The sequence below is a fragment of the Malonomonas rubra DSM 5091 genome (assembly GCF_900142125.1).
GTDB classification, from domain to species: Bacteria; Desulfobacterota; Desulfuromonadia; order Desulfuromonadales; family Geopsychrobacteraceae; genus Malonomonas; species Malonomonas rubra.
In genome coordinates, this window is record NZ_FQZT01000001.1 from 452,097 (window position 1) to 474,166 (window position 22,070).

General features: G+C 53.4%; 19 protein-coding genes and 1 tRNA gene. 8 read left to right on the forward strand and 12 right to left on the reverse strand.

The window, feature by feature from the left end:
* Positions 1-135 precede the first annotated feature (135 nt).
* Positions 136-2,763 carry an Rne/Rng family ribonuclease gene (locus tag BUB13_RS02025; RefSeq protein ID WP_072905074.1) on the forward strand — a complete coding sequence of 876 codons (2,628 nt, stop codon included), beginning with the start codon at positions 136-138 and terminating at the stop codon, positions 2,761-2,763.
* A 63-nt stretch (positions 2,764-2,826) separates the two neighbouring features.
* Here BUB13_RS02025 and BUB13_RS02030 read toward each other — a convergent pair whose 3' ends face one another.
* From BUB13_RS02030 to BUB13_RS02065, 8 genes are all read right to left on the reverse strand, one after another.
* Positions 2,827-4,617 carry a dynamin family protein gene (locus tag BUB13_RS02030; protein ID WP_072905075.1) on the reverse strand — a complete coding sequence of 597 codons (1,791 nt, stop codon included), beginning with the start codon at positions 4,615-4,617 and terminating at the stop codon, positions 2,827-2,829.
* A gap of 131 nt (positions 4,618-4,748) precedes the next feature.
* A complete protein-coding gene (gene cysK / locus BUB13_RS02035; protein ID WP_072905076.1) occupies positions 4,749-5,705 on the reverse strand; it encodes a cysteine synthase A in 957 nt (318 codons plus the stop codon).
* A 217-nt stretch (positions 5,706-5,922) separates the two neighbouring features.
* Positions 5,923-6,372 (reverse strand): hypothetical protein, encoded by a 450-nt coding sequence (locus tag BUB13_RS19105; protein ID WP_072905077.1) that lies wholly within the window; start codon positions 6,370-6,372, stop codon positions 5,923-5,925.
* A gap of 88 nt (positions 6,373-6,460) precedes the next feature.
* Positions 6,461-7,159: a Smr/MutS family protein gene (locus BUB13_RS02045; protein WP_072905078.1), complete on the reverse strand. Its 699-nt coding sequence runs from the start codon at positions 7,157-7,159 to the stop codon at positions 6,461-6,463.
* A gap of 16 nt (positions 7,160-7,175) precedes the next feature.
* The gene (locus tag BUB13_RS02050) at positions 7,176-7,901 is read right to left on the reverse strand and encodes a tetratricopeptide repeat protein (protein ID WP_072905079.1); all 726 of its coding nucleotides are present in this window, start codon (positions 7,899-7,901) and stop codon (positions 7,176-7,178) included.
* 134 nt (positions 7,902-8,035) lie between these two features.
* Positions 8,036-9,661 (reverse strand): LysM peptidoglycan-binding domain-containing protein, encoded by a 1,626-nt coding sequence (locus BUB13_RS02055; RefSeq protein WP_072905356.1) that lies wholly within the window; start codon positions 9,659-9,661, stop codon positions 8,036-8,038.
* Positions 9,662-9,742: 81 nt separating this feature from the next.
* Complete coding sequence (hflX, locus tag BUB13_RS02060) at positions 9,743-11,389, reverse strand: GTPase HflX (RefSeq protein WP_072905080.1); 1,647 nt, start codon at positions 11,387-11,389, stop codon at positions 9,743-9,745.
* A 5-nt stretch (positions 11,390-11,394) separates the two neighbouring features.
* Entirely contained in the window at positions 11,395-11,757 is a 363-nt protein-coding gene (locus BUB13_RS02065) for a molybdenum cofactor biosynthesis protein MoaE (protein WP_072905358.1), read from the reverse strand.
* 175 nt (positions 11,758-11,932) lie between these two features.
* Here BUB13_RS02065 and BUB13_RS02070 point away from each other — a divergent pair, with 175 nt between their 5' ends.
* Positions 11,933-13,120, forward strand: a complete 1,188-nt coding sequence (locus BUB13_RS02070) for an MFS transporter (protein ID WP_072905360.1) — start codon at positions 11,933-11,935, stop codon at positions 13,118-13,120.
* Positions 13,121-13,172: 52 nt separating this feature from the next.
* On the opposite strand, the gene BUB13_RS02075 is transcribed toward BUB13_RS02070, so the two are convergent.
* Positions 13,173-13,940, reverse strand: a complete 768-nt coding sequence (locus BUB13_RS02075; RefSeq protein ID WP_072905081.1) for an enoyl-ACP reductase FabI — start codon at positions 13,938-13,940, stop codon at positions 13,173-13,175.
* Positions 13,941-14,088: 148 nt separating this feature from the next.
* Here BUB13_RS02075 and BUB13_RS02080 point away from each other — a divergent pair, with 148 nt between their 5' ends.
* From BUB13_RS02080 to umuC, 5 genes are all read left to right on the forward strand, one after another.
* Positions 14,089-15,453 (forward strand): anthranilate synthase component I family protein, encoded by a 1,365-nt coding sequence (locus tag BUB13_RS02080; protein ID WP_072905082.1) that lies wholly within the window; start codon positions 14,089-14,091, stop codon positions 15,451-15,453.
* Between the two features lies 1 nt (position 15,454).
* Complete coding sequence (locus BUB13_RS02085) at positions 15,455-16,288, forward strand: aminotransferase class IV (RefSeq protein ID WP_072905083.1); 834 nt, start codon at positions 15,455-15,457, stop codon at positions 16,286-16,288.
* Between the two features lie 36 nt (positions 16,289-16,324).
* Positions 16,325-16,410 (forward strand) — tRNA-Leu (locus tag BUB13_RS02090).
* A gap of 94 nt (positions 16,411-16,504) precedes the next feature.
* Positions 16,505-16,918, forward strand: a complete 414-nt coding sequence (umuD, locus tag BUB13_RS02095) for a translesion error-prone DNA polymerase V autoproteolytic subunit (protein ID WP_072905084.1) — start codon at positions 16,505-16,507, stop codon at positions 16,916-16,918.
* Complete coding sequence (gene umuC, locus BUB13_RS02100) at positions 16,915-18,183, forward strand: translesion error-prone DNA polymerase V subunit UmuC (protein ID WP_072905085.1); 1,269 nt, start codon at positions 16,915-16,917, stop codon at positions 18,181-18,183. Before umuD ends, umuC begins: the two co-directional genes overlap by 4 nt.
* Here umuC and gmhB read toward each other — a convergent pair.
* Genes gmhB through BUB13_RS02115 form a run of 3 tightly spaced genes read right to left on the reverse strand, consistent with a single transcriptional unit; the run spans position 18,180 to position 21,165 of the window.
* Positions 18,180-18,740, reverse strand: a complete 561-nt coding sequence (gene gmhB, locus BUB13_RS02105; RefSeq protein WP_072905086.1) for a D-glycero-beta-D-manno-heptose 1,7-bisphosphate 7-phosphatase — start codon at positions 18,738-18,740, stop codon at positions 18,180-18,182. The genes umuC and gmhB overlap by 4 nt on opposite strands.
* Positions 18,730-20,202: a bifunctional D-glycero-beta-D-manno-heptose-7-phosphate kinase/D-glycero-beta-D-manno-heptose 1-phosphate adenylyltransferase HldE gene (gene hldE / locus BUB13_RS02110; protein WP_072905087.1), complete on the reverse strand. Its 1,473-nt coding sequence runs from the start codon at positions 20,200-20,202 to the stop codon at positions 18,730-18,732. Before hldE ends, gmhB begins: the two co-directional genes overlap by 11 nt.
* On the reverse strand, positions 20,203-21,165 hold the full coding sequence (locus tag BUB13_RS02115; RefSeq protein WP_072905088.1) for a GSU2086 family protein: 963 nt from the start codon (positions 21,163-21,165) through the stop codon (positions 20,203-20,205).
* A gap of 115 nt (positions 21,166-21,280) precedes the next feature.
* Here BUB13_RS02115 and BUB13_RS02120 point away from each other — a divergent pair, with 115 nt between their 5' ends.
* Complete coding sequence (locus BUB13_RS02120; RefSeq protein ID WP_072905089.1) at positions 21,281-22,066, forward strand: lipopolysaccharide kinase InaA family protein; 786 nt, start codon at positions 21,281-21,283, stop codon at positions 22,064-22,066.
* Positions 22,067-22,070 lie beyond the last annotated feature (4 nt).

Below are 22,070 nucleotides of genomic sequence, written 5' to 3' on the forward strand. Positions count from 1 at the left end.
GCGCCGGGCACGCCCTGACCCTATCCGAAAATTAAAGTGGATTTCTGGCAAACGACCCCGCAAAAGCGGAGAGGTCGGCAGGCCGAAGTCCCGTCAGACCCGCTGATGTATGCGGCCGGAAAGGTTTAAAAAATAATGAGTAAGAAGATGCTGATCAACGCATCGCATCCGGAAGAAAACCGGGTTGCGATTGTTGTCGATGGGCTGTTGAGTGAACTCGATATCGAGATCGCTGGACAGGAACAAACCAAAGGAAATATCTATAAAGCGGTGGTGGTTCGGGTCGAATCCGGGCTGCAAGCCGCTTTTGTCGATTACGGAGCAGAAAAACTCGGTTTCCTGCAGATCGGCGAAATCCATCCCAACCTTTATCCCCCGAAAGATGAAAATGCCAGTGGCCGTCCTCGGATTGCAGACATCCTGCATCGTGGCCAGGAAATCCTCGTCCAGATCGTCAAGGAAGAACGGGGCAGCAAAGGTGCGGCACTGACCACCAACCTGTCGATCCCCGGCCGTTACATGGTATTGATGCCGGACAGCACGACAAAGGGTGTCTCGCGCAAAATTCAAGACGAACCCGAACGCAAGAAGCTCAAGCGTACCATGGCGGAACTCAATCTCCCCGAACGGATGGGCTACATCGTCCGTACCGCCGGCATCGGCAAGGAGAAGGACGAGCTGAAGCGCGACTTCGATTACCTGGTGCGCCTGTTTGAAGGAATTATTGCCCGCAAAGATCAGATCAAGGCGCCAGCCCAGCTGTATCAGGAATCGAACCTGGTGATCCGCTCTATCCGCGATTACTTCAGCACTGAAATGGACGAAGTGCTGATTGATGACCAGAAAGTTTTTCAGGAAACAAAAGACTTCTTTTCTCTGGTCATGCCTGAACTCAGCCACCTGGTGAAACAGCACCGGGAAAAACGACCGATCTTCTCCCGCTACCAGATCGAGGAGCAGATCGAAACCCTGTCGAAAAACCAGATCCCCCTGCCCTCCGGCGGTTCCATCGTCATCGACCAGACCGAGGCGCTGGTTGCTATCGACGTCAACTCGGGCAAAATGTCGAGCGAAAGCGGCATTGAGGCAACTGCCGTAAAAACCAACCTGGAAGCGGCTGCCGAAGTCGGTCGTCAGCTTCGTCTGCGCGACCTTGGTGGACTGGTGGTGATCGATTTTATCGACATGCGCGACCGCAAACACATCCGTGAGGTCGAGCAGGAACTACGCAAGGCATTACGAGACGACAAAGCTAAAGTCTCGGTCGGCCGGATCAGCCAGTTCGGTTTAATGGAAATGAGTCGGCAGCGTTTGAAACCGACCCTGAGCGTTGGCTCGTACCTCGAATGTCCGCACTGCCAGGGCAAAGGCCGAATCAAAAGTGCAGAAAACCAGGCCGTCGGCCTGCTGCGCCAGATTCACGCCGCTGCATCCAAAGGCCACATTGGTCACATCGAAGCCTGGGTTCCACTCGATGTTGCCAACGATCTGCTCAACCGTAAGCGGCAATCCCTCGTTGAACTGGAACAGAAACTGAATCTGCAAGTCACCATTTTTGGCCGTGCCGGGATGATGCCGGGCCAGCTCGACATGGAACTGCACAGACGCGAAAAGAGCATCGAGAACGATCGCGAAATCGCTCCGGTCACTCATGCCAACCAGATCGAAAGCGCTCTGGCCGCTGCACAACAGGATGTCCCTGCCGAAAACGGAGAAAAGGAGACGGTTGAAAATCCGGAAAACCAAGAGGGTGATGATACGACCGAGCCAAAAGCGGAAGAAAAGAAAAGCCGCCGCCGTCGCCGTCGCCGCCGGAAAAAGACCGACCGAAAACCGGAAACGGAAGCCGAGCAGAGCAGCGATCAAAGCTCGGAGACTGAAAGCCCCGATACTCCTGCTGCCGAAACTCAGCCTCAAGAGGCAGAAGCATTTGAGCAGAAGAGCGAGCAACTGGCCACAGAAACAAGTCCTGCTAAGGCTGATGAGAAATCGGCTTCGACTTCAACTGAAACAGGGGAAAAACCGAAGCGTAGAAGCCGCCGACCGGCCCGAAAAAAAGAACCTGCTCAAGAAACAAACGGCGAAACAGAAGTAAAGACAGAAGTCTCAGAAACTGCGGCAGAAGAAACGCCGAAACGCAGGCCACGCCGCAGCAGTAAAAAAACCGAGGAGAAGCCGGCGACAGAAGCTGCACAGGAAGCAGTTGAGCAACCGGCAACAGAAGAGGAAAAACCGAAACGTCGACCGGGCCGCCCACGCAAAAAACCGGCAGAAAAAAAGGTGGACAGCCCAGAAGAAACGACTCCGGATGCCAAACCGAAACCAGGCACTGGTCAGGCAGTCAAAAAAACAGCTGAGCCCATAGTACAAAAAACTACCGCAGCACCTGAAAAGGCAGAAACTACAGCTGTTGAGGAAAAACCGAAACGGCGACCGGGGCGCCCGCGCAAGAAAACCGTGAAAGAACCTGCTGAAGCGACAGCAAGCGAAGCGCCTGCTGAGGAAAAGCCGAAGCCACGCACCCGGCGCACAAGCAGTAGAACCACCGCCGCTAAATCTGAAAGCGCTGATAAGCCTGCGGAAAACACAGAGACTCCCGCCACAGAGGAGAAGCCGAAACGAAGGCCGGGGCGCCCGCGGAAAAAGCCGGCAGAAAAAACGTCTGAGGAAAAGTCAGAAGCTCAGACTGAAGAAAAACCAAAGCGCAGACCGGGCCGACCAAGAAAAACCGTTGCAAAAAAAGAAATGCCTGAGGACGCTTAAAAACAACCCCCGGAGTGATAACTCGCTTCGGGGGTTGTTCGTACCTGGAATGGTAAACAAAAATTACTGAGTCAAGGATTCTTTTAGCCGCAGTAACTTTTGCATTGATTGCTGCAGCAACAGTTCGCGTGCCGCGTGCGCTTGTGAGTGGGCTTCACTGCGCTGGAGTGCCAGCTCCATCGCCTTGCGGGTCGCACTGATGGTTTTTTCCAGCTGTTCTCGCAACTCCGCGCCAAAAGCACGAAAGCTTTTCTCCAGACTTTTATGCAGCGCCGAGTGGATCTGCGCGACGTTCTGATTGACCAGCTTGCGGCTCTCTTCGCGTAAACGCTTTACCGTACGCCGGCGACGGAATTTCTTGCTGAACAGTTTGCGCGACAACGTCTGCCCTAAAGGATCCATATCGGAGATAAACAGATCGCTGCTCCAAGCCGGAGCCTCAAGTTGCCGGTAAGACTTACTGCCAACCGGGGCATGGTAGGGAATATCGAACAACTCAGCAGCCGTGCGGCGCACCTGCTCGATCAATTTATCGCTCTGTTTCTGGTTAGCGGTCAAAACGGCAGAAGCCTCCTGCTGAACCAGTTCAGCAGTGCGCTGCATCGCCGGGGCGAAAAACTGCTCGATTTCACCAGCGACAGTCTGTTGCACACGCCGCTCCATCTCCTCAGCGTCTTCGACCGATTCGAGCAGTCCTTCTACCTGCTGCAGAATCTTCTGTTTAGCCCGTTCGCGCACCCCTTCCGTTGCAGAGGAGAGTTTCTCCACGACCCGTTTAAGGTCACCCGCCAGGATATCTTCAGCAGCCAATTGTTCCCGCTCTACATCCGGCAGCGTACTGCGGAACTGATCCAGTTTTTCCTGCAGTTCGGCAACCGGCAGTTGTAACGCAGAGAGGCAAAGCTTCAGTTGCATTTCCATATCGTTCAGCAGATCACCTGTCCGCTGCCCCAGAGCTTGCAGCAAAACCTGTTGCTTTTCTCGCGCAAAAAAGTCGATCAGGTTACGTTCAACCAGCTGCATCCCACTTTTGTTCCAGCCATCCATATCGCCAGCCAAGCGCGCCTGCAATCCCTTGCGCGCGGAAATTGGCATCACTTGTGGAGCTGAATCATAAAACCGGCGGAGCTGGTCTGAAAGAAAGAGGAGCGAACTTTTCTGTTCCTGAGGATCGAGGAAATCAACTTTATTCAACAGGTAAAAAGTGCGCGGCAACTGCTGCTTGATTTGTTCCAGGTATTCCAATTCCATTTCAGTAATTGGCGGATCGGGCGAAACCAGGAAGAGCGCCGCATCACACTCTGGCAAAATCTGGTGAGCAACCTCAGTGTTGTGTTTCAGGGTCGAGCCGACCCCGGGGGTATCGACCAGCACCACCCCCTGCTTAAGCAATTGGGCCGGATGGCTGATCTCAACTCGCCGGACCAACAACCGATTATGCGGGTTACCTGCCTCTGTGACATATTCACTGAGAAAGGCAGCCAACGATTTTTCACCATCAGCGGAAAAACGTTCTGGCTTTTCACGATTGAGAAAGTAAACAGCAGCACCAACCTCATCACCGGACTTGATAAAGGTCGGGATCGCCGTCACCGGCAAGATATCTGTCGGCAGCAAGTCGTCGCCGAGCAGGGCATTCAGCAAGGTGCTTTTACCCCTTTTAAACTGGCCGAGGACAGCCAGGTGGAAGCGCCCCTCGCCCAGTCGCTGACAAACCTGATCGAAATCGATGACATAGCGGGCAAAATCATCACCAAGCTCGGAAGCCAATTCCGAAGCCTGTTCCAAAATTTGATTCAAAGTTCCCGCAAATGCGGCCAAAGAAGAGTTTTCATCAGTGGAGACATTAAACATTACATAACCTCATGGAACATGAATGTACCGCTCGATTTTTCGTGCGCCAGAGGATAACACAACTGAAGCTGTTTTTGTCGAGGTGTTGCGTAAAAGCGTCTTCACAACAACACCCCGACGACAGAATGCTGTCAGACAATGCCTTCGAACAGGGCACTGGAAAGGTATCGTTCTCCCGAATCGGGCAAAATGACGACGATATTTTTCCCTGCAAACTCTGGTTCTCGGCTTAAACGATCTGCCGCAGCGACAGCTCCGCCACAGGAAATACCGGAGAGCAGCCCTTCTTCTTTCGCCAAGCGCCGGGCAAAATCGATCGCCTCTTCATTGCTGACAGTCTCTACGCGATCGACCATATCAAGATCGAGGGTGTCAGGGATGAAGCCGGCACCGATACCTTGAATCTGGTGTGGCCCCGGCTGCAACATCTCTCCCGCCAGATGCTGGCTGATCACAGGACTCGCCTCGGGTTCAACCGCAACCGAAATGATCTGTTTATTGCGGACCTTCTTGAAGTATCGTGAGATACCGGAAATTGTTCCACCAGTCCCGACACCAGCAACCAAAACATCCACCTGGCCATCGGTATCTTCCCAGATTTCCGGACCCGTTGTTTGTACATGAATTTCCGGATTCGCCGGATTTTTGAACTGATGCAGCAACAGGTATTTTTCCGGATTCTCTTCTGCCATTTGTTCCGCTTCAGCGACCGCACCAGCCATACCCTTCACACCCGAAGTCAATAACAGGTTGGCCCCGAAAGCCTTCAGAACCTTGCGTCGTTCAAGACTCATTGTTTCCGGCATGGTCAGAGTGATCGGTATGTTGTTGGCAGCAGCGACAAAAGCCAGAGCGATGCCGGTGTTCCCACTGGTCGGCTCGACGATCTCCATCCCCGGTTTCAGGGTCCCCTTTTTCAGTGCGTCCCAGATCATTGCAGCGCCTATGCGGCATTTGACGGAATAGGCCGGGTTGCGCCCTTCCACCTTGCCATAGACATTCCCGCCCTGCTGACTGACGACCCGGTTGAGTCGCACCAGCGGGGTACGGCCAATGGAGAGTGAGTTATTTTTGAAAATCTGTGCCATAGAGCGCTCCTCTAAGTTACAGGTTCGCTGGAAATCAGCTTAAACAAAGCAAAACGATTGATTATTCATAATAGGTTTTTGCACCTCGTCAATCAACAATAAAAACACACATTCAACCCATTTCACTAGCTAGCTACAGAAGAACAAAAAAAGGCACCCCTAACCTGCCGGCAAGGGGTGCCTCTTAATATCTGCAATTTCTGTTTAATAAATCAGATCAAGATTCTGTCGGAGTATCAACGTTCTCGATCTGCTCATCAGTTTCTTCGCTTTCAGTAGGTTCAGTCGGTTCGACCGGATCCTGTTTTTCATAGTTGTATCTGTAGTGATGTTGGTGCTGATGCTGATTTCTGTTCTGTGCCATATCTCCGTCGGCCCCATCACCGGTAGCATCGCCAGAGCCTAAAGCACTCCCTCCGTTCTCCGCGCCACCTCCGTCGCCGCTACCGCCGCTACCGCCGCTACCGCCGCTACCGCCGCTACCACCGCTACCGCCGCTACCGCCGCTGCCACCGCTGCCACCGCTGCCACCGCTACCACCGCCGCCTTTAGCATCAGCGGTTTGCAGGGAAAAAATTCCTTGAGATAAATCAAGGGTTATCGGGCTGATAACAAACAAGGCCAGCAGGGTCCAAACCAACCAGCTTTTACGCAGAGATCTTTTCATTTTTCGCTCCTTTTGTAGATTCAAACAGATTCGAATTTTGTCATCTGTTGTTACAAACGGCGAAGGAAGAGATTGGTTGACAAAAAACTCACTCCTGTCGTTTTTTTAAGAAAAGTACCAGTGCACCATTACCACCATAATGTTTCGGGGCACGGCACCACTCGGCGACCCACCTTTTAGCTTCAGACTGAAGAAATTTTTCCGCCTCGTTGCGCAGTATCGGTTCGCCATCGGCCGAATGCAAACCACGCCCGGTAATCAGCAACAGGGTTTCCCAGCCTTGATGTTCTGCACGCTGGAGAAAAAAAATGATTCGTTCAGCAACCTCACCCCGTTTGCAGCCATGTAAATCGAGGGAAGCTTCTGGCTTCAGTTTCCCCTGTTTCAGCTGTCGTATCCTGCTGGCAGAAGCATTCGCAGGCGACGCTGATGCGGACTCCGGCAGGCTATCTCTGAAATCGACCTGCAAAGTTCCCATTGCCTGCAGAAACTGCTCATCTTCAGTCAATTCAGCTTCATCGGCGTTTTCCGGCGCTGTTAACAGATCGTCTGGATCAGGCGAATATTCAAACTCTTCATCATGATCCAGCCTTTTCACCCCGAGCATTTCCATCTCATCGGCGAATGAACCGTAAGTCGGTTGCTTATTTTCAGGCCGAACCTTCTTTTCACTCACCGGTTTTTCCTTTTCCGCAGAAACAGCAAACCCCTTCAGATTACTGAAGGGGTTACTGCTAAACTCTTTATTCTGCTTTGATCCGGCGGAGCTCTTTTTCTTCTTCGCCATCATGTCCTCATTTTTCTTAACGAACCACCTGCTTGCGGCGCCCGGTCATCGCTTTGGTCTGTTTTTTGATCAGCGCACCCTGTTTTTCCAGATGAAACTGGTACCAGACGTCACCGAAGCCTTTCATCTTCATTTTCTTGCCGGCTTCCAGCAGCTCGATATTTTCCTGCAGGCGCTCATCATTAGCAGTTTTTTTCAGCCCCTTCTGCAAAACCCCGATCGCCTTCTGTCGCTCGCCGATTTTTTCCAGGCAATACGCGTAGAGCGCATAAATCATCGGCTCTTTAGCAGAGCCGGAAACTGCTTTATCGAAAGTTTCGATCATTTTGGAGGTCTTGTTTTTTTTCATATAGGTAATGGCGAGCATGCCCATACTGACCCAGTTGCGCATGAAGCCTTTCTCCAGATAGGGAACGGCTTCGTTGAAATCACGCTTCATGTAAAGAATGCTGCCAATCTGCGAGTGAATCTGCTGCTTGATGTAGAACTGCCAGGCCCCGTACTTCATCCCCTCTTTCAGGGTGGCGATCGCCTTTTCAGTGCGGTTGGCCATAACATCCTGCTGTGCGCCCATCATGGTGGCCTCAACCTTTTTCATCACCACACGAACAATCAGAATAAATGGCAGGAAAAAACCAACGATAGCGACACAGACAACGATCGGCATGCTGGTGGTCAGAAACTTGAAAGTCAACGCAGCACAGAGTGCCGATATTGCCAGTGAAACAAGGGTATTTAACATGAAATTTTTCCTTTAGCGGCAGGGTCAATCACCCCACAGATTGATCAATAAAATCGCAGGTCATTTCGGCGCTGAACTTTAACAATCTGCGCAACAAAAGTCAAAGAGAACAGCGGCCGATCAGCAACCTGCGATCAGCCCTGACCACTGGTCGGTACCATCAGCGTCAGCTTCTGGCCCGGTCGCAGAACTTGCCCGTGCGAAAGATCGTTCCACAGGCGGATCATATCGAGCTCAACATCAAACTGTCGACCGATTTTCCACAAGCTGTCACCCGGCCGGACACTGTAAACCACCTTTTTGGCCGGGCCGACTTTGCGTGATGCAACCTTGGTCCGCCCGCGCGGTTTGGATACGGCCAGTTTCTGCCCAGGTTTCAGCATATTGCTCCAGCCAAGCCGGTTCCAGACGCGCAGCTCCTTTTCGCTGACACCGAAACGCTTGGCAATCTTCCACAGGCTGTCACCGGAGCGGACAGTATAGGTTTTACGGTAGCTGCGCTGATAATTGTCAGCCAGAGAATCGACCGGCAGGCTGGTGAAATTTTCCTGCAGCGGCAGAATCAGATTCTGACCGATTTTCAGTGCACGTGGGTTTTCAATGTTATTGAGGGTGATGATATCATCGATCTGGATACGGTATGTCCGCGCCAGTTTACCGAGGGTATCGCCAGATTTTATCTGATGGCGGTGATAACGAGCCCGCTGATCTTTCGGCAGCTCGGCATAAAGCAGGTTGAATTGTTCGGCCGTTCCGGCCGGAACCTTCAACTGATAATTTTTGCAGCCGGGGGGAGTACTCCAGCGTTTGAGCTGCGGGTTCAGAGCTTTAATCGTTGCATAGTCAACATCACAGAAGCGGGCAACAACGTCGAGGTCGGTGCTGCTGGGAATGCTGACCGTTTCGTACTCGATCGGCTCATGCACTTCCAGATCGCCAAAGCCTGCGGCATCCAGATCCTTGACAACCTTAAGAGCAGCGATCAGCTTGGGAATGTAATTCTTCGTCTCTTCTCGCAGTACCTTGCCGTCGACCAGATCCCAGTAGTCACGGCTTCCTTTTTTTCTGATCGCTTTACGCACCTTGCCGCCGCCGGCATTGTAGGCAGCAACAGCCAGATACCAATCACCATCAAAGCGCTGGTGCAAATATTTAAGATGCTGAGCGGCAGCATGGGTCGCCTTTTCGATGTCACACCGCTGATCCTGCCACCAGTCGTTTTTCATGTCATACAGTTTTGCCGTGCTTTCTATAAACTGCCAGGGCCCCGCCGCATGTGCCCAACTGTAAGCACGGACGTTGAAACCGGACTCGATCATGGCCAGATACGCTAAATCGAGGGGCACTTCCTCTTCCTCGAAAACTTTTTGAATCATTGGGATGTAAAGCCCTGCGCGCTTCAGCCAGTTGCCAAAGGTCTTACGGGCATTGCCGGTGTAAAGCTTATACAGCTTGTCGACACGCGGGTGATCGCTTAACGGGAAGTCGCCCCAGTACGGCAGAACCGGGATATCGATCGTCTCTTCAATAACAACAGCTGGTGGTTCAATCGGGAGAACCAAGGGCTGTTGGTTCAGAACCTCGACAGCCTCTTCGACGGCAGCATCAACCTGCGCAGGAGTAATTTCACCTGTAACGGATTCTTCGGTCTGTGCAGTTTCCGGCGCAGCACCAGGTAATATGTCCACCTGTTTCGGCGCCGGAGTAAAGCAACCACCCAGGCCGAACAACAGCAGAGTAACAAGAAAAAATCTCAACATAAAAAACACCAATATCTCTTATTTTTCAAACAAATCCACTTTTCGTGCCGCGGGCAGACTAATGTATACCCATGCTCAAAGTCAAGCAGACCCCTCTTCATGAAAATCCTCTTCCGGCCAGAAACGACGCTGCATCTCCTCCAGCAGCGGCTTGAAGCTGCTGCGATCGAACGCGCTGATCGGAATCGCGTCGTAACGTCGGCACAGATGCGGCACATCAGCCGGGTCAACCTGGTCGATCTTGTTGAACACCAACAGCCTCTGCCGGGTGCCCAAATCGAGACTTTCCAAAATCTTATCGACCGACTCGATCTGTTCGTTAAATCTGGGGTTTGAAAGATCAACCAGATGCAGCAACAGATCAGCGTCTTCCAACTCTTCCAGTGTCGCTTTGAAGGCACCCATCAAACTTTTCGGCAGATCACGGATAAAACCGACTGTGTCGGTGATAATCACCTCCCGCTCCAGTGGAAAACGCAACCGTCGGGTCGAAGTGTCGAGGGTCGCGAACAACAGGTCTTCAGTGAACACCTCGCTCTGCGTCATGGCATTAAGCAGCGTCGATTTGCCAGCGTTTGTGTAACCGACAATGGAGATGATCGGCACCCCGGCACGAACCCGTTTCTGGCGTCGCTGCAGGCGTCCACGACCGAGGCCATCAAGCTGTTTTTCGAGACGTCGTATCTTATCGCGAATACGCCGCCGATCAATTTCCAGTTTGGTTTCACCCGGACCGCGGCCACCAATACCGCCCATCAACCGCGACATCGCCGTCCCCTTGCCGGTCAGGCGCGGCAGAATGTATTTAAGCTGCGCCAGCTCAACCTGCACCTTCCCGTCACGCGACTGGGCGCGGTTGGCGAAGATATCGAGAATCAGCTGGGTGCGGTCAATGACCTTGATTTCAGTCACCTCGGTGATCGAACGCACCTGGTTCGGCGTCAGGTCCTGGTCGAACACCAGCAGGGTCGCGCGGCGCTGAAGCGCACTGATGATAATTTCGCGTAGTTTACCCTCACCAACAAGGAAACGGGGATTGAGCTTGCGCGGTCGCTGGATCACTTTATCGATAACGGCTAGGTTGGCGGTCCGCGCCAGTTCATCCAGCTCATCCATCGAATCTTCCACTTGCTGCCGCGAGCCCCTGCCCACCGAGATCAGCAACGCCCGCTCGCGACCATCATCCAGATCGACGGTTTCTTCCGCGACCCGTTCCATCTCCTGGTCAAGGGCCTGGATAAAGGCAGAGAAATCGAGATCGAGCTGATAAAAATCATTCAAACCGATCCGTTCGATTTTGGCTGTTTCGCTATCCGGCAACAGGTGAGCGTACTCAATCTTGCCCGGCAGGCCGTCCTCACGTACACCGAGAGCAACAATCGCATCAAGGCGCAGCAGTTCGAGGTCGGTCAGGTCGTCGCGACTTAGGGGTTCCTGCTTCAGGTGGGTGTGAATACAGCGCAGCCCGCGCAAGCCACTGCGACCGAGACTGTACTTCGACAGATCGGGGATAACGATTTCACGGTCATCGCCGACGATGACGTACTCGACGACCCCGCCGCGATCGATAATAACGCCGAGCTGCCGCTGGATTTCGCGGGAGAGTTCGGTCAGGTAGCGCGCCAGTTCGCCGGTGATTAATTCTCCGGCCGGGATCTTGCGCCGGTAAATTCGCTCCAGCGCATGAATCTGACTGGCCTTGAGGCCACTGGTTTTGCCTTCGATCATTTATTTTAAGCTTTGATTTCTTTTTTCGTGATCGCTTCCGACTTGACCCGGTCAAGCAGGGTCGCCAGCGCCGGCTTGACGTTCTCGCGAATATCACCGGCAACGATCAGAAACAGCAGGTCGTCACCCGGTTCTTTGATACCGCCATGGGCTTCGATCACCACTTTATAAATGCCCTCGAGTTGCTCGGTCTCCTGCCGGATTTGCTCGATCTTTTCCAGATCGGCTGCAACCTCGATCTTTGTCACGGTTGCCCGGTCACCGCGCGACCAGCCACGTACGGTGCCGTTATGCACCAATACCATACCGACGTTCTCGGCAAATGCCGGATCTTTTTTCATCTCTGCAATCGTTGCGGATATATCCATTTCACTCATTCTCCGAAAAAAAGGAGCCATTGCAGCTCCCGCTTATTCATTACCCCAAAGTCTCCACACGACAAAAGCACGAAGATTAATAATTTATGATAATAACACAACCTACCTTTTCATTTCCAACGCTTATCGCTGGAGCGGAGCGACAAATACCGCTATGCTGCCGCCCATGCCGAATCTGCAGAGCAACATCAAAAAACTGTACGCCTTCTCTTTCCTGAAGATGAGCCTGTTTCCGATGGCGATCATTACCTTGTTCTGGAAGGACCAGGTCGGTTTGAGCCTGACGCAGATCCTGCTGCTACAGGGGATTTTTTCGGTGGCCATGGTGGTGATGGAATACCCGTCCGGCTACCTGAGCGACCGGATCGGCTACCGCAAGGCGCTGAATTACGCCTCACTACTCGGAGTGATCGGCTGGGGGCTCTACACCATTGCAGATTCGTTCACCGGCGTCCTGATCGCGGAAATTTTCCTCGGCACCTCGCTTTCCTTCATCAGCGGTTCCGACAGCGCGCTGCTGTTTGAAAGCGTGAAGGGCACGGAAGAAGAAGCTCACTACGCCCGCCACCAGGGAAGGATGAGTGGCAGCGGCCAGATCGGTGAATCCTGCGGTGCGATCTTCGCCGGGCTACTCTACGCGGCCGCTCCGCTGCTCCCCTTCTTCATCCAGATCGGCGTCTGGCTGCTGGCATTCTTTCTCACCCGCAGCCTGGTCGAACCGGCCCGACAGATCGAACATCCGACCAGCCACATCAAGGAAGCCTGGCGCTCGACCCGTTATGCGCTGATCGAAAACAAGAAGCTGCGCTACACCATTCTGCTCAGTCTACTCCTCGGTCTCACCTCTTATTACCCGGTCTGGTTGATTCAGCCCTACATGCAGGATGGTGGTGTGCCGATCGGCTGGTTCGGGCCAATCTGGGCAGGTGCCAATTTAAGTGTCGCGCTGTTCGCGCTGGTCAGCCACCGTTTCCACTTGAAACTGGGCGACACAAAGATGGTGCTCCTTTTTACCGCTCTGGTCATCGGCGGCTACCTGGGCCTGGGAGCGACGGGAGGAGTGTGGGGCTTTCTCTTCTACTACCTGCTGACCTGCATGCGTGGTTTGCGCGGACCAATGTTGTTAAACCATGCCCAGCAGGAGATTCCGTCGGCCAACCGGGCCGGGATTCTTTCACTGCAATCGCTCTGCTTCAGGCTGGCTTTCGTCTGCACTGGTCCCCTGATCGGCATGCTGGCAGATCAGGTCGGCGTACAGCAGACCTTTTTCTGGCTGACGGTTGCCTTCAGCGTGACGCTGCCACCGGCCAGCTGGTTGTTCCTGCGTCAGCTGAAACAAAAAAAGGCTCTCTGATAGCAGGGAGCCTTTTAACATCATTTTTTATATTAATCTGATCGAATTGTATTTAACCGGCTGCGGTGCTGAAACCGGCATCGACATAGTGAATTTCACCAGTAACGCCGCTGGCAAGATCAGACAGCAGATAAAGGCTGGCTTTGCCAACTTCGTCCTGAGAGACCAGGCGCTTGAGCGGTGCGCCCTCCTCGGCGAAACGCAACTTCTCCTTGAAATTGGAGATACCTGAGGCCGCCAGAGTCTTGATCGGACCGGCGGAAACGGCGTTGACGCGGATCCCCTTTTCACCCAGCTCGGCAGCAAGGTAACGGACCGAGGATTCGAGCGCGGCTTTGGCGACACCCATGACGTTGTACTGTGGCACCGAACGGACCGAACCGAGGTAGGTCATGGTAACGATGCTGCTGCCTTCTTTTAGCACTGGCAGCGCGCAGCGGGTCATCGAAACCAGCGAATAAGCGCTGATATCGAGAGCCAGCTGGAAACCTTCACGGCTGGTCTGGCTAAACGGCTGCTTCAGATCTTCACGGTTGGCAAAAGCAACGGCGTGAACGACGAAATCGATCTCGCCCCACTTTTCCTTCAGTGCATCGAAAACACCCTGCATCTGCGCTTCGTCCTGCACGTCACACGGCAGGATAATTTCGGCATCCAGGCTCTCGGCGAGCGGACGCACTCGCTTTTCCAGCTGCTCGTTCAAATAGGTAAAAGCCAGGTCGGCACCGGCAGCACGCAGCTGCTGGGCAATCCCCCAAGCGATACTTTTATCGTTGGCCAGGCCAAAAATAATTCCCCGTTTTCCGGTCATCAGTCCCATAATTTTATTTATCTCCTTGAACTTCATGTGTAAATGAATTGTTATTTTTAACAAAACTGCCTGACGAAGGCAAGCTGAGTTGACAGCAGACAACCAATTATCTAAGTTACCGGTTGCTGACATTTATCGAGAACGTGAATAGGTAAAAATGACCGTAAAATCGATCTCTTTCCCGCTCGCAGATTTCGATCCACTAACCGCTTATCAGCAGCTCTGCCCTCAAGGTCCGGGACTGCTCGAATCGCTGAACCCGTTACCGAAAACCGGGCGTTATTCGATCTTGCCGTTACGCAGCCGGGAGCGTTATCAGCTCCTTGCAGGCAAGCTCTACCACTGTGAAAAGGATCAACGGACAAAACTGACCGGTGATCCGCTGACCCGACTTGCCGATATCCTGCAACAGCGATGGGTTCAACCGAGCGAAACGACACCTTTCCCCGGGGGCTTCTTCGGTTATTTCGGCTACGATTTGGCGCAGCAGATCGAAAATCTTCCCAGCCGTGCCGAACGTGACCTGCTGGTTGCCGATATTGACATTTATTGGGTCGATACAACTGCCGTCTACAACCATCAGCATAAACAGTTGACTCTGGCATCCCTTGATGCAGCTGTCGACCTTGAACAAATTGCAGAACAGATACGTAACATCCAAGTCGCTGCAAACAACGGCCGGCTGAAAATTCTCGAACAGCCACAGGCGATCATCAGCCAGGCCAGGTTCGAGCAAATGGTCCAGCAAGGCAAAGACTATATCGCCGCCGGTGATATCTACCAGGTCAATCTCTCCTGCCGTTTCGATGGACGGATCGAAGGCGACTCGACGGAGCTTTACCGGCAGCTGCGCAGGGTCAACCCATCGCCGTTCGCCTGCCTGCTGCACTTTCCCGAATTGGATATCATCTCCAGCTCGCCCGAACGATTGGTCTCTTTGCTTGGCAATCTTGCCGAAACCCGGCCGATTGCCGGCACACGGCCACGCGGTTACACCCCGCCGGAAGATCAGCTGTTGGGCGAAGAACTGCTGGGGCATCCGAAAGAGCGAGCCGAACACATTATGCTGCTTGACCTGGAACGCAACGATTTGGGCAAAGTCTGTACCTCCGGTAGCGTAAAGGTCGATGAACTGATGGTGCTGGAGCGCTACTCGCATGTCACCCACATCGTCTCCAACGTGCGCGGCGAGTTGCGCTCCGATTGCGGCCCCATCGATTTGCTGCGTGCGACCTTCCCTGGCGGCACAATCACCGGGGTGCCGAAAAAACGCTGCATGGAAATCATCGACGAACTGGAACCGGTCGGCCGGGGCTGCTACACTGGCAGCGCCGGCTACATCAGCGCCTGCGGCAACATGGATCTGAACATCCTGATCCGCACATTTCAGCGTATCGGCAAGCAGTTGAGCTACCAGACCGGCGCAGGTATCGTCGCCGATTCGATCCCGGAAAAAGAATGGCTTGAGTGCATGGCCAAAGGCGAAGCGCTGCGCAAAGTCCTGCAGGAGGCGATGGATTGACATGCTGGTCTGCCTAAACGGAAAATTCATCCCGCACGAAGATGCCAATCTGTCGGTTACTGATGGAGCCTTTCTTTTTGGCGACACTCTGTTCGAAACGCTGAAAGCACGCGGCAACAAAATACTGCTGCAGCGGGAACATCTCGATCGCCTGGAGTTGTCGGCCAAACTGATCGATATGCCCTGTGACCGAGTCCGTATCGAAACCTCGCTACAACAATTAGCAAACGGATTGACAGCAAAAGCCAGTCGCATCCGACTGACCATCGGCCGCGGCAAGCATCAGGGGCTGGCCTTCCCCGATCCGCAGCACAGCTGGTTCCTGTTGACCGCTGTCCCTTTCTGCGAAATCGATGAGGTGGAACGGGAAAAAGGCGCAACCTGCATCACCGCCCCGAACTGCCGCGTCAACCCGCTCAACCATTTACCACAGATGAAACGGGGCAACTACACCGACTGCCTCTACGCTGCCAACTATGCACAGAAAAAAGGCGCACGTGAGGCCCTTTTTACTGATACCGAAAACAACCTGCTGGAAGGCAGTACCAGTAACCTGTTCGTCATCAGCGACCAGAAGCTGATAACTCCACCGCTCGGCAGCCTCGTCCTCGCAGGGACCATGCGTCGCCAAGTCATCGATGCGGCCATCGAATTGGGCTATCTCGTCTGCGAGCAAAAAATCCCGCGCAGCGCCCTGGTTACAGCCGACGAAGCCTTCATCTGCAATGCCCTGACCGACATCCTGCCGATCAGCAGCCTGGACGGTCAACCACTCCCACGCGGAACAAAATGGAAGCAGCTGCAGAAAACTCTCCAGGCAAGGATAGAGACTTGACAAACGGGTGGGGATGAATATAATCGTCAAGCTCGTGCCGAAGTGGTGGAATTGGTAGACACGTCGGTCTCAAAAACCGATGCCCTCCGGGCGTGCCGGTTCGATTCCGGCCTTCGGTACCACTCAAAAAAGAAAGCCCGGTCGCTGCTCAGTAATGACCGGGCTTTTCTTATTTCAGCACGGGGTAAATAACGCAATATTTGCTGCTGGAACCCAATGTCAGACTCAAAACCAAAAGATTCAAAACTCCCCCTCTTCTCTGAAGCTGTTGCTGCCGGCTTCCCTAGCCCCGCAACCGATTTTTGTGAAGCGCGTCTCGACTTGAACGAACTTTGCGTTAAGCACCCGGCTGCGACATATTTTGTCCGGGCACAGGGTGATTCTATGCTGGATGCTGGAATTTTCCCTGGTGATGTGCTGGTCGTTGATCGCTCACTGACAGCTAAACATGGCGATATCATCATTGCTGCCTTTAATGGAGAACTGACGGTTAAAAGGCTGGAAACTCGCCCCAGGCTGCGACTGGTTCCGATGAATGATAAATACAAGCCGATCGACATACCGGAAGAAACCGATATCGAGATATTCGGCGTGGCAACAACAGTTATCCACTCCCTCAGGAAATTATGAAAACAGTTTACGCCCTGGTCGACTGCAATAATTTTTACGCCAGTTGCGAACGCTTGTTTGATCCCTCGCTGAGAAACACCCCGATCATAGTCCTTTCCAACAATGACGGCTGTGTTGTTGCCAGAAGCCAGGAGACAAAAGCCCTCGGCATCAAAATGGCGGTGCCTGCTTTTCAGATCGCCGATCTGGTCAAAAAACACGGCATCAGAGTTTTCTCTTCCAATTATGCTCTTTACGGCGACATATCATCGCGGGTCATGTCGACACTGGAAAGCCTTGCACCGGAGCTGGAGGTTTATTCTATTGATGAAGCCTTTCTCAACCTGACAGGTCTTCGGATTCCTGACTCGTGGGAAGCGTACGGACATAGAATCCGGCAGACCATCCAGCAGAACATCGGGGTTCCGGTCTGCATCGGCATAGCACCGACAAAAACACTGGCGAAGTTGGCCAACTACGCGGCGAAAAAATATCCAGCGACGAGAGGGAGCGTTGATCTGATGGCTGAACAACGACAGAAAAAACTTCTGGAGATTACACCGGTGGATGAGGTCTGGGGCGTTGGCAGAAAAAGCGCGCAGAAGCTGAAACTCCTCGGGATCAGAAGCGCATTGCAACTCGCCCAGATGGACAAAAGCACAGCACTCAAACGCTTCTCCATCGTCTTGGTGAAAATTATTGATGAGCTCAACGGCATTGTACGTTTTTCTTTTGAGGATGTCCCGGCGGCACGCCAACAATTGATGTGTTCCAGATCTTTTGCGGAGAAGATGACCGATTATGCCCCGCTACGGGAAACAATCTGTGAATTTGCCGCCAGAGTGGCTGAACGGTTACGCGGCGAAGAAAAACTTTGCCGCATCATAAACGTGTATGCCCGGACCAGCATGTACTGTCCCGGCGATCCGACCTACTCAAACTCGGCAACGGCCAAACTTTCCACGCCGACCTCGGACTCCATGGCCATCACTAAAACAGCAACGCAGCTGTTCGATTCAATCTGGAAAGACGGCTACCGCTACGCCAAAACCGGCGTCATGCTGGGAGATCTTTGCCTGAAAGAAGAGAGTCAATTTTCCTTATTCGCCAGCACTCCCGAGCAAGAACAGCAAAGGCGATTAATGTCGACAATCGATCAGATCAACCAAAAAGGCAGCAAAATTCGTTTCGGAGGGCAAAGAGAAGAAGAAAACTGGTTCATGAATCAAGCCCATTTATCGAGGGCTTACACAACCCGCTGGGAGGATTTGCCGGAGGTTCGTTAAGCTTGCAGAATTTTCTCTACAGCTGCAGGCAGATCGGCCACAGCCGGGACATTATTCTCATGCGCTTTCTGCACCCATTTCTCACCGTGCCCAGTTCGTACAAGAATCGATGAACAGCCGGCGGCAGATCCGGCCTGAAAATCGGCATCTTTATCACCAACCATAAAGGATTTTGGCAGATCGATATCCAGTTCACGAGCGGCCTGTAGAAGCATCCCCGGCTCTCCCTTGCGGCAGTCACACTCAATTTTATACTTGCCAACTCCGGATGTTGGATGGTGGGGGCAGATATAGACACCGGCCAGAACCACACCGTACTCTTTCAGCAAGACTTTCATGTGCGCATGCAACCGATCAACATCATCCAGCCCGAAATAACCACGCGCAACTCCGGACTGGTTGCTGACCACAACCAGCAAAAACCCGGCCTGCTGTAATTTCTGCAACGCTTCCGGCACCCCGGGGATGAACTCGAATTCTGCAGGGTCAATCAGGTAATCTTTTTCGACATTGATCGTCCCGTCGCGATCGAGAAAGACCGCGCGCTTACTCGCCATCCCGGTACCTGCTGAGAACTTTGTCGATGATATTGGTAGTCGATTTGCCGTCGACAAACTGAATCAACTCAACGCGGCCACCGTAGCTCTCGACCAGCTCTTTACCAACAACTTCATCCGGCAGGTAATCGCCCCCCTTGACCAGGATCTGCGGGCGCACCAGCTGCAGCAACTCCAGCGGGGTATCTTCGTCAAAAATACTCAGATAATCGATGCAGTCGAGCGCTGCCAGAATCTGCGCCCGCTCCGACTCTTCGAGTAGCGGACGCTTCTCTCCCTTGAGCCGTCGGATCGAGCTATCGGAGTTGAGCCCCAATACTAGCAGGTCTCCTAGCTGACGAGCCTGCTGCAAATATTTCACGTGCCCTGCGTGCAGCAGATCGAAGCAGCCGTTGGTGAAAACAATTTTCTTGCCGTTGCTGCGCAGTGGATCAAGCAGGGATGCCAGTTCCTTACGCGGCAGAATTTTCCCATCGGCCAGGCTGTGCCGACGGGAGTAGCTGTTGATAATTTCCGGCGCTGTAACCGTCGAGGTCCCCAACTTACCAACCACGATTCCGGCTGCCAGGTTGGCCAACTGGGCCGCATCATTTAACTCTGCACCGACACCGAGCGCTGCACCAATCAGTGCGACAACGGTATCACCAGCACCGGAGACATCAAACACTTCACGCGCTTCGGTCGGCAGATGCTCGACACCAGTCTCTGTAAACAGACTCATGCCTTCCTCACTCCGCGTCAAAACCAGGGCATCAAGCTGTTGCTCGTTCAACAGTTTCTCGCCTGCCTGAAGCAGGCTGGCTTGATCCCGGATGACGACTCCGGTCGCGACCTCGGCTTCTCTTCGATTTGGCGTCAACAGGGTTGCGCCACGATAACGGCTGAAGTCGGTCCCTTTCGGGTCGACGATGACCGGAATGTTCTGCTTGCGGCAAAGTTCGATGATCTGCTGCAGCAATTCCGGAGCCAGAACACCTTTCAGGTAGTCGGACAGAAGAACCGCCCCAACCTCGGGCAGTTGCTGCTTGATAAAGGCAAACAGCTGCGACTGCTCCCCAGCAGAGATTTCCTCGGTTGATTCCCGATCGATACGCAGCATCTGCTGCTGACTGGCCAGCACCCGGCTCTTACGGCTGGTCGTCCGCTGCTTTGCCTGTAAAACACCGGCGACATCGACTCCCTGGCGCTCAAAAAGCTCAAGCAGTTTCCGTCCATCGTCGTCATCACCGACAACCGAAGCGACAGCAACCCGGCAGCCGAGCGCCTGCAGGTTGTTGACAACGTTCCCGGCTCCACCGAGCCGCAGCTCATCACGCTCGACTTCAACCACCTGCACCGGCGCTTCGGGAGAAATACGGCTGGTTTTACCCCAGATGTAGTTATCGAGAATCAGGTCACCGACGACAAGCAGCTTACTGGCGGCAATTTCCTTTAAAATCTTTTCGATCAGTTGCGCTGTCATTTATTCGCTTTCTCGCAGTTCATTCAGCACGGCATGGGCAAGCAACGGGATGTTGATCTCATGATGCCCGGTAATGGTGTAGCCCCGTCCCTGCCCCGAAGTCGGCCGTTTCACCACATTTTGCAGCGGCCGATAATGCTGAATCATATCAAAGTTAGCGGTGGTGAAGTCATCGACCTTATGGCCCAGATTCTGGACAATCGATAGCGCCTTGAGGAACACTTCCGGCAGCAGCACCGCCGAACCGACGTTCAACCAAACACCACCATCACCAAGATCGGCGACGACGGAACTGAGCAGACGAAAATCCTGCATCGACAGCTCGCCGATGGTCGCCCCGTCCGCCTGCGGGTGCTGGTGGATAATGTCGGTGCCGACAGCCACATGCACGGTGATCGGAATCTCATTTTCGACACAACAGGCCAGCAGACTGAATTTTTTATAGGGATGATCATTTTCAATGATCGCCCGGCCGATCGACTCACCGAAGCCCCAGCCTTTTGTCCGCCCGTCCGCCAGCGCGGCGTTCATCCCCTGCCCGGTTTCACGGGAGAAACCGAAATCACCCGACTGCAGCACAGCGCCCACATCCTCTGATGTGGCACCAGCCAGAGAGACCTCGTAATCATGAATGGTCACCGAGCCGTTCGTTGCTACGGCAGTAATGATGCCGCTTTCGATCAGCTTCTTCAGCACCGGCTGGAGACCGCACTTGATAACGTGCCCGCCCATCGCCAGCACCACGGGACGATTTTTCTTCTTCGCGTTGACAATCGCCTTGACGACACCGCGCAGCGATTCCGCACCGAGCAGATCGGGCAGACTGTGCCAAAATTCGGCAAACGATGCATCCGCATTCGGCGGTGCGGCGAAATGTTCGTCCACGTTCACCTTGTTGTCGCGGGATGTCAGTGAGTATGTTGATATTTTTTCCAGACTGATCGGAAAATAGGTTTTCTTCATAAGCGTTTTCCCTAATAATGGCTTCTTTAAAAGACTGAACAGAATACTATAAACCCAACCCGGTCAAAACACCTTTTTTTACGGCTGGCAGACCTCTACCAGGGTTACGCAGACAATGAACGAACAAACATACTACCTTAATCCGGACTGGCAAACACTGCTCGGCTCGAACCAACTCAGCAGCTTTGAGGATTTCTGGGCCCTGGACATACCGACGGTCGATGAAGGCAACTACGGTCGCGGACAGGATGGCTGGAGCAAGGTCTGCATCCACAATCTCGATGCGGACAATGGTCAACCCCACCGTATAGTCATCAAGCGACAGAGCAATTACCGCAGCCGCACTTTGCGCCACCCGCTTCGTGGTATTCCGACATTTGTCAAGGAATACGATTTTATCCGTAAGTATGAAGCCCTCCAGATCCCAGCGTTGAAGGCCGTCTATTTCGCTACCCGGCAGCAGGACGGTGATCTGCAGGCGATCCTGGTCACCGAATACCTGGAAGGTTATCGCCCTCTCGAAGATATTATTGCGGAATGGACAAAAGGTGCAGCGCTTTGCCAGCGTAAACCAGTCATCACATGCGTTGCCAAACTTGTCGCGCAGCTGCACCTGCAAGGGCTCGAACATCGCTGTCTGTTCCCTAAACACATTTTTGTTCCGCAGAACCCTGAAACGGAACCGGCCTGTCTGATAGATCTCGAAAAAACCCGCTCTCGCCCTTTAAGTTTCGGCCGCCACGTCAGAGACCTCACCGCTTTGGCGCGAAGATCGAAATCGGTCAGTCGACGGGACATGTTGCGATTCATGCACGACTACCTTGGCACAAACAAGCTGAATGCCGATGGGAAAAAGCTCTGGAGAAAAATAAGCCAACGCATCGATAAAAAGCGCCGATAAAGCT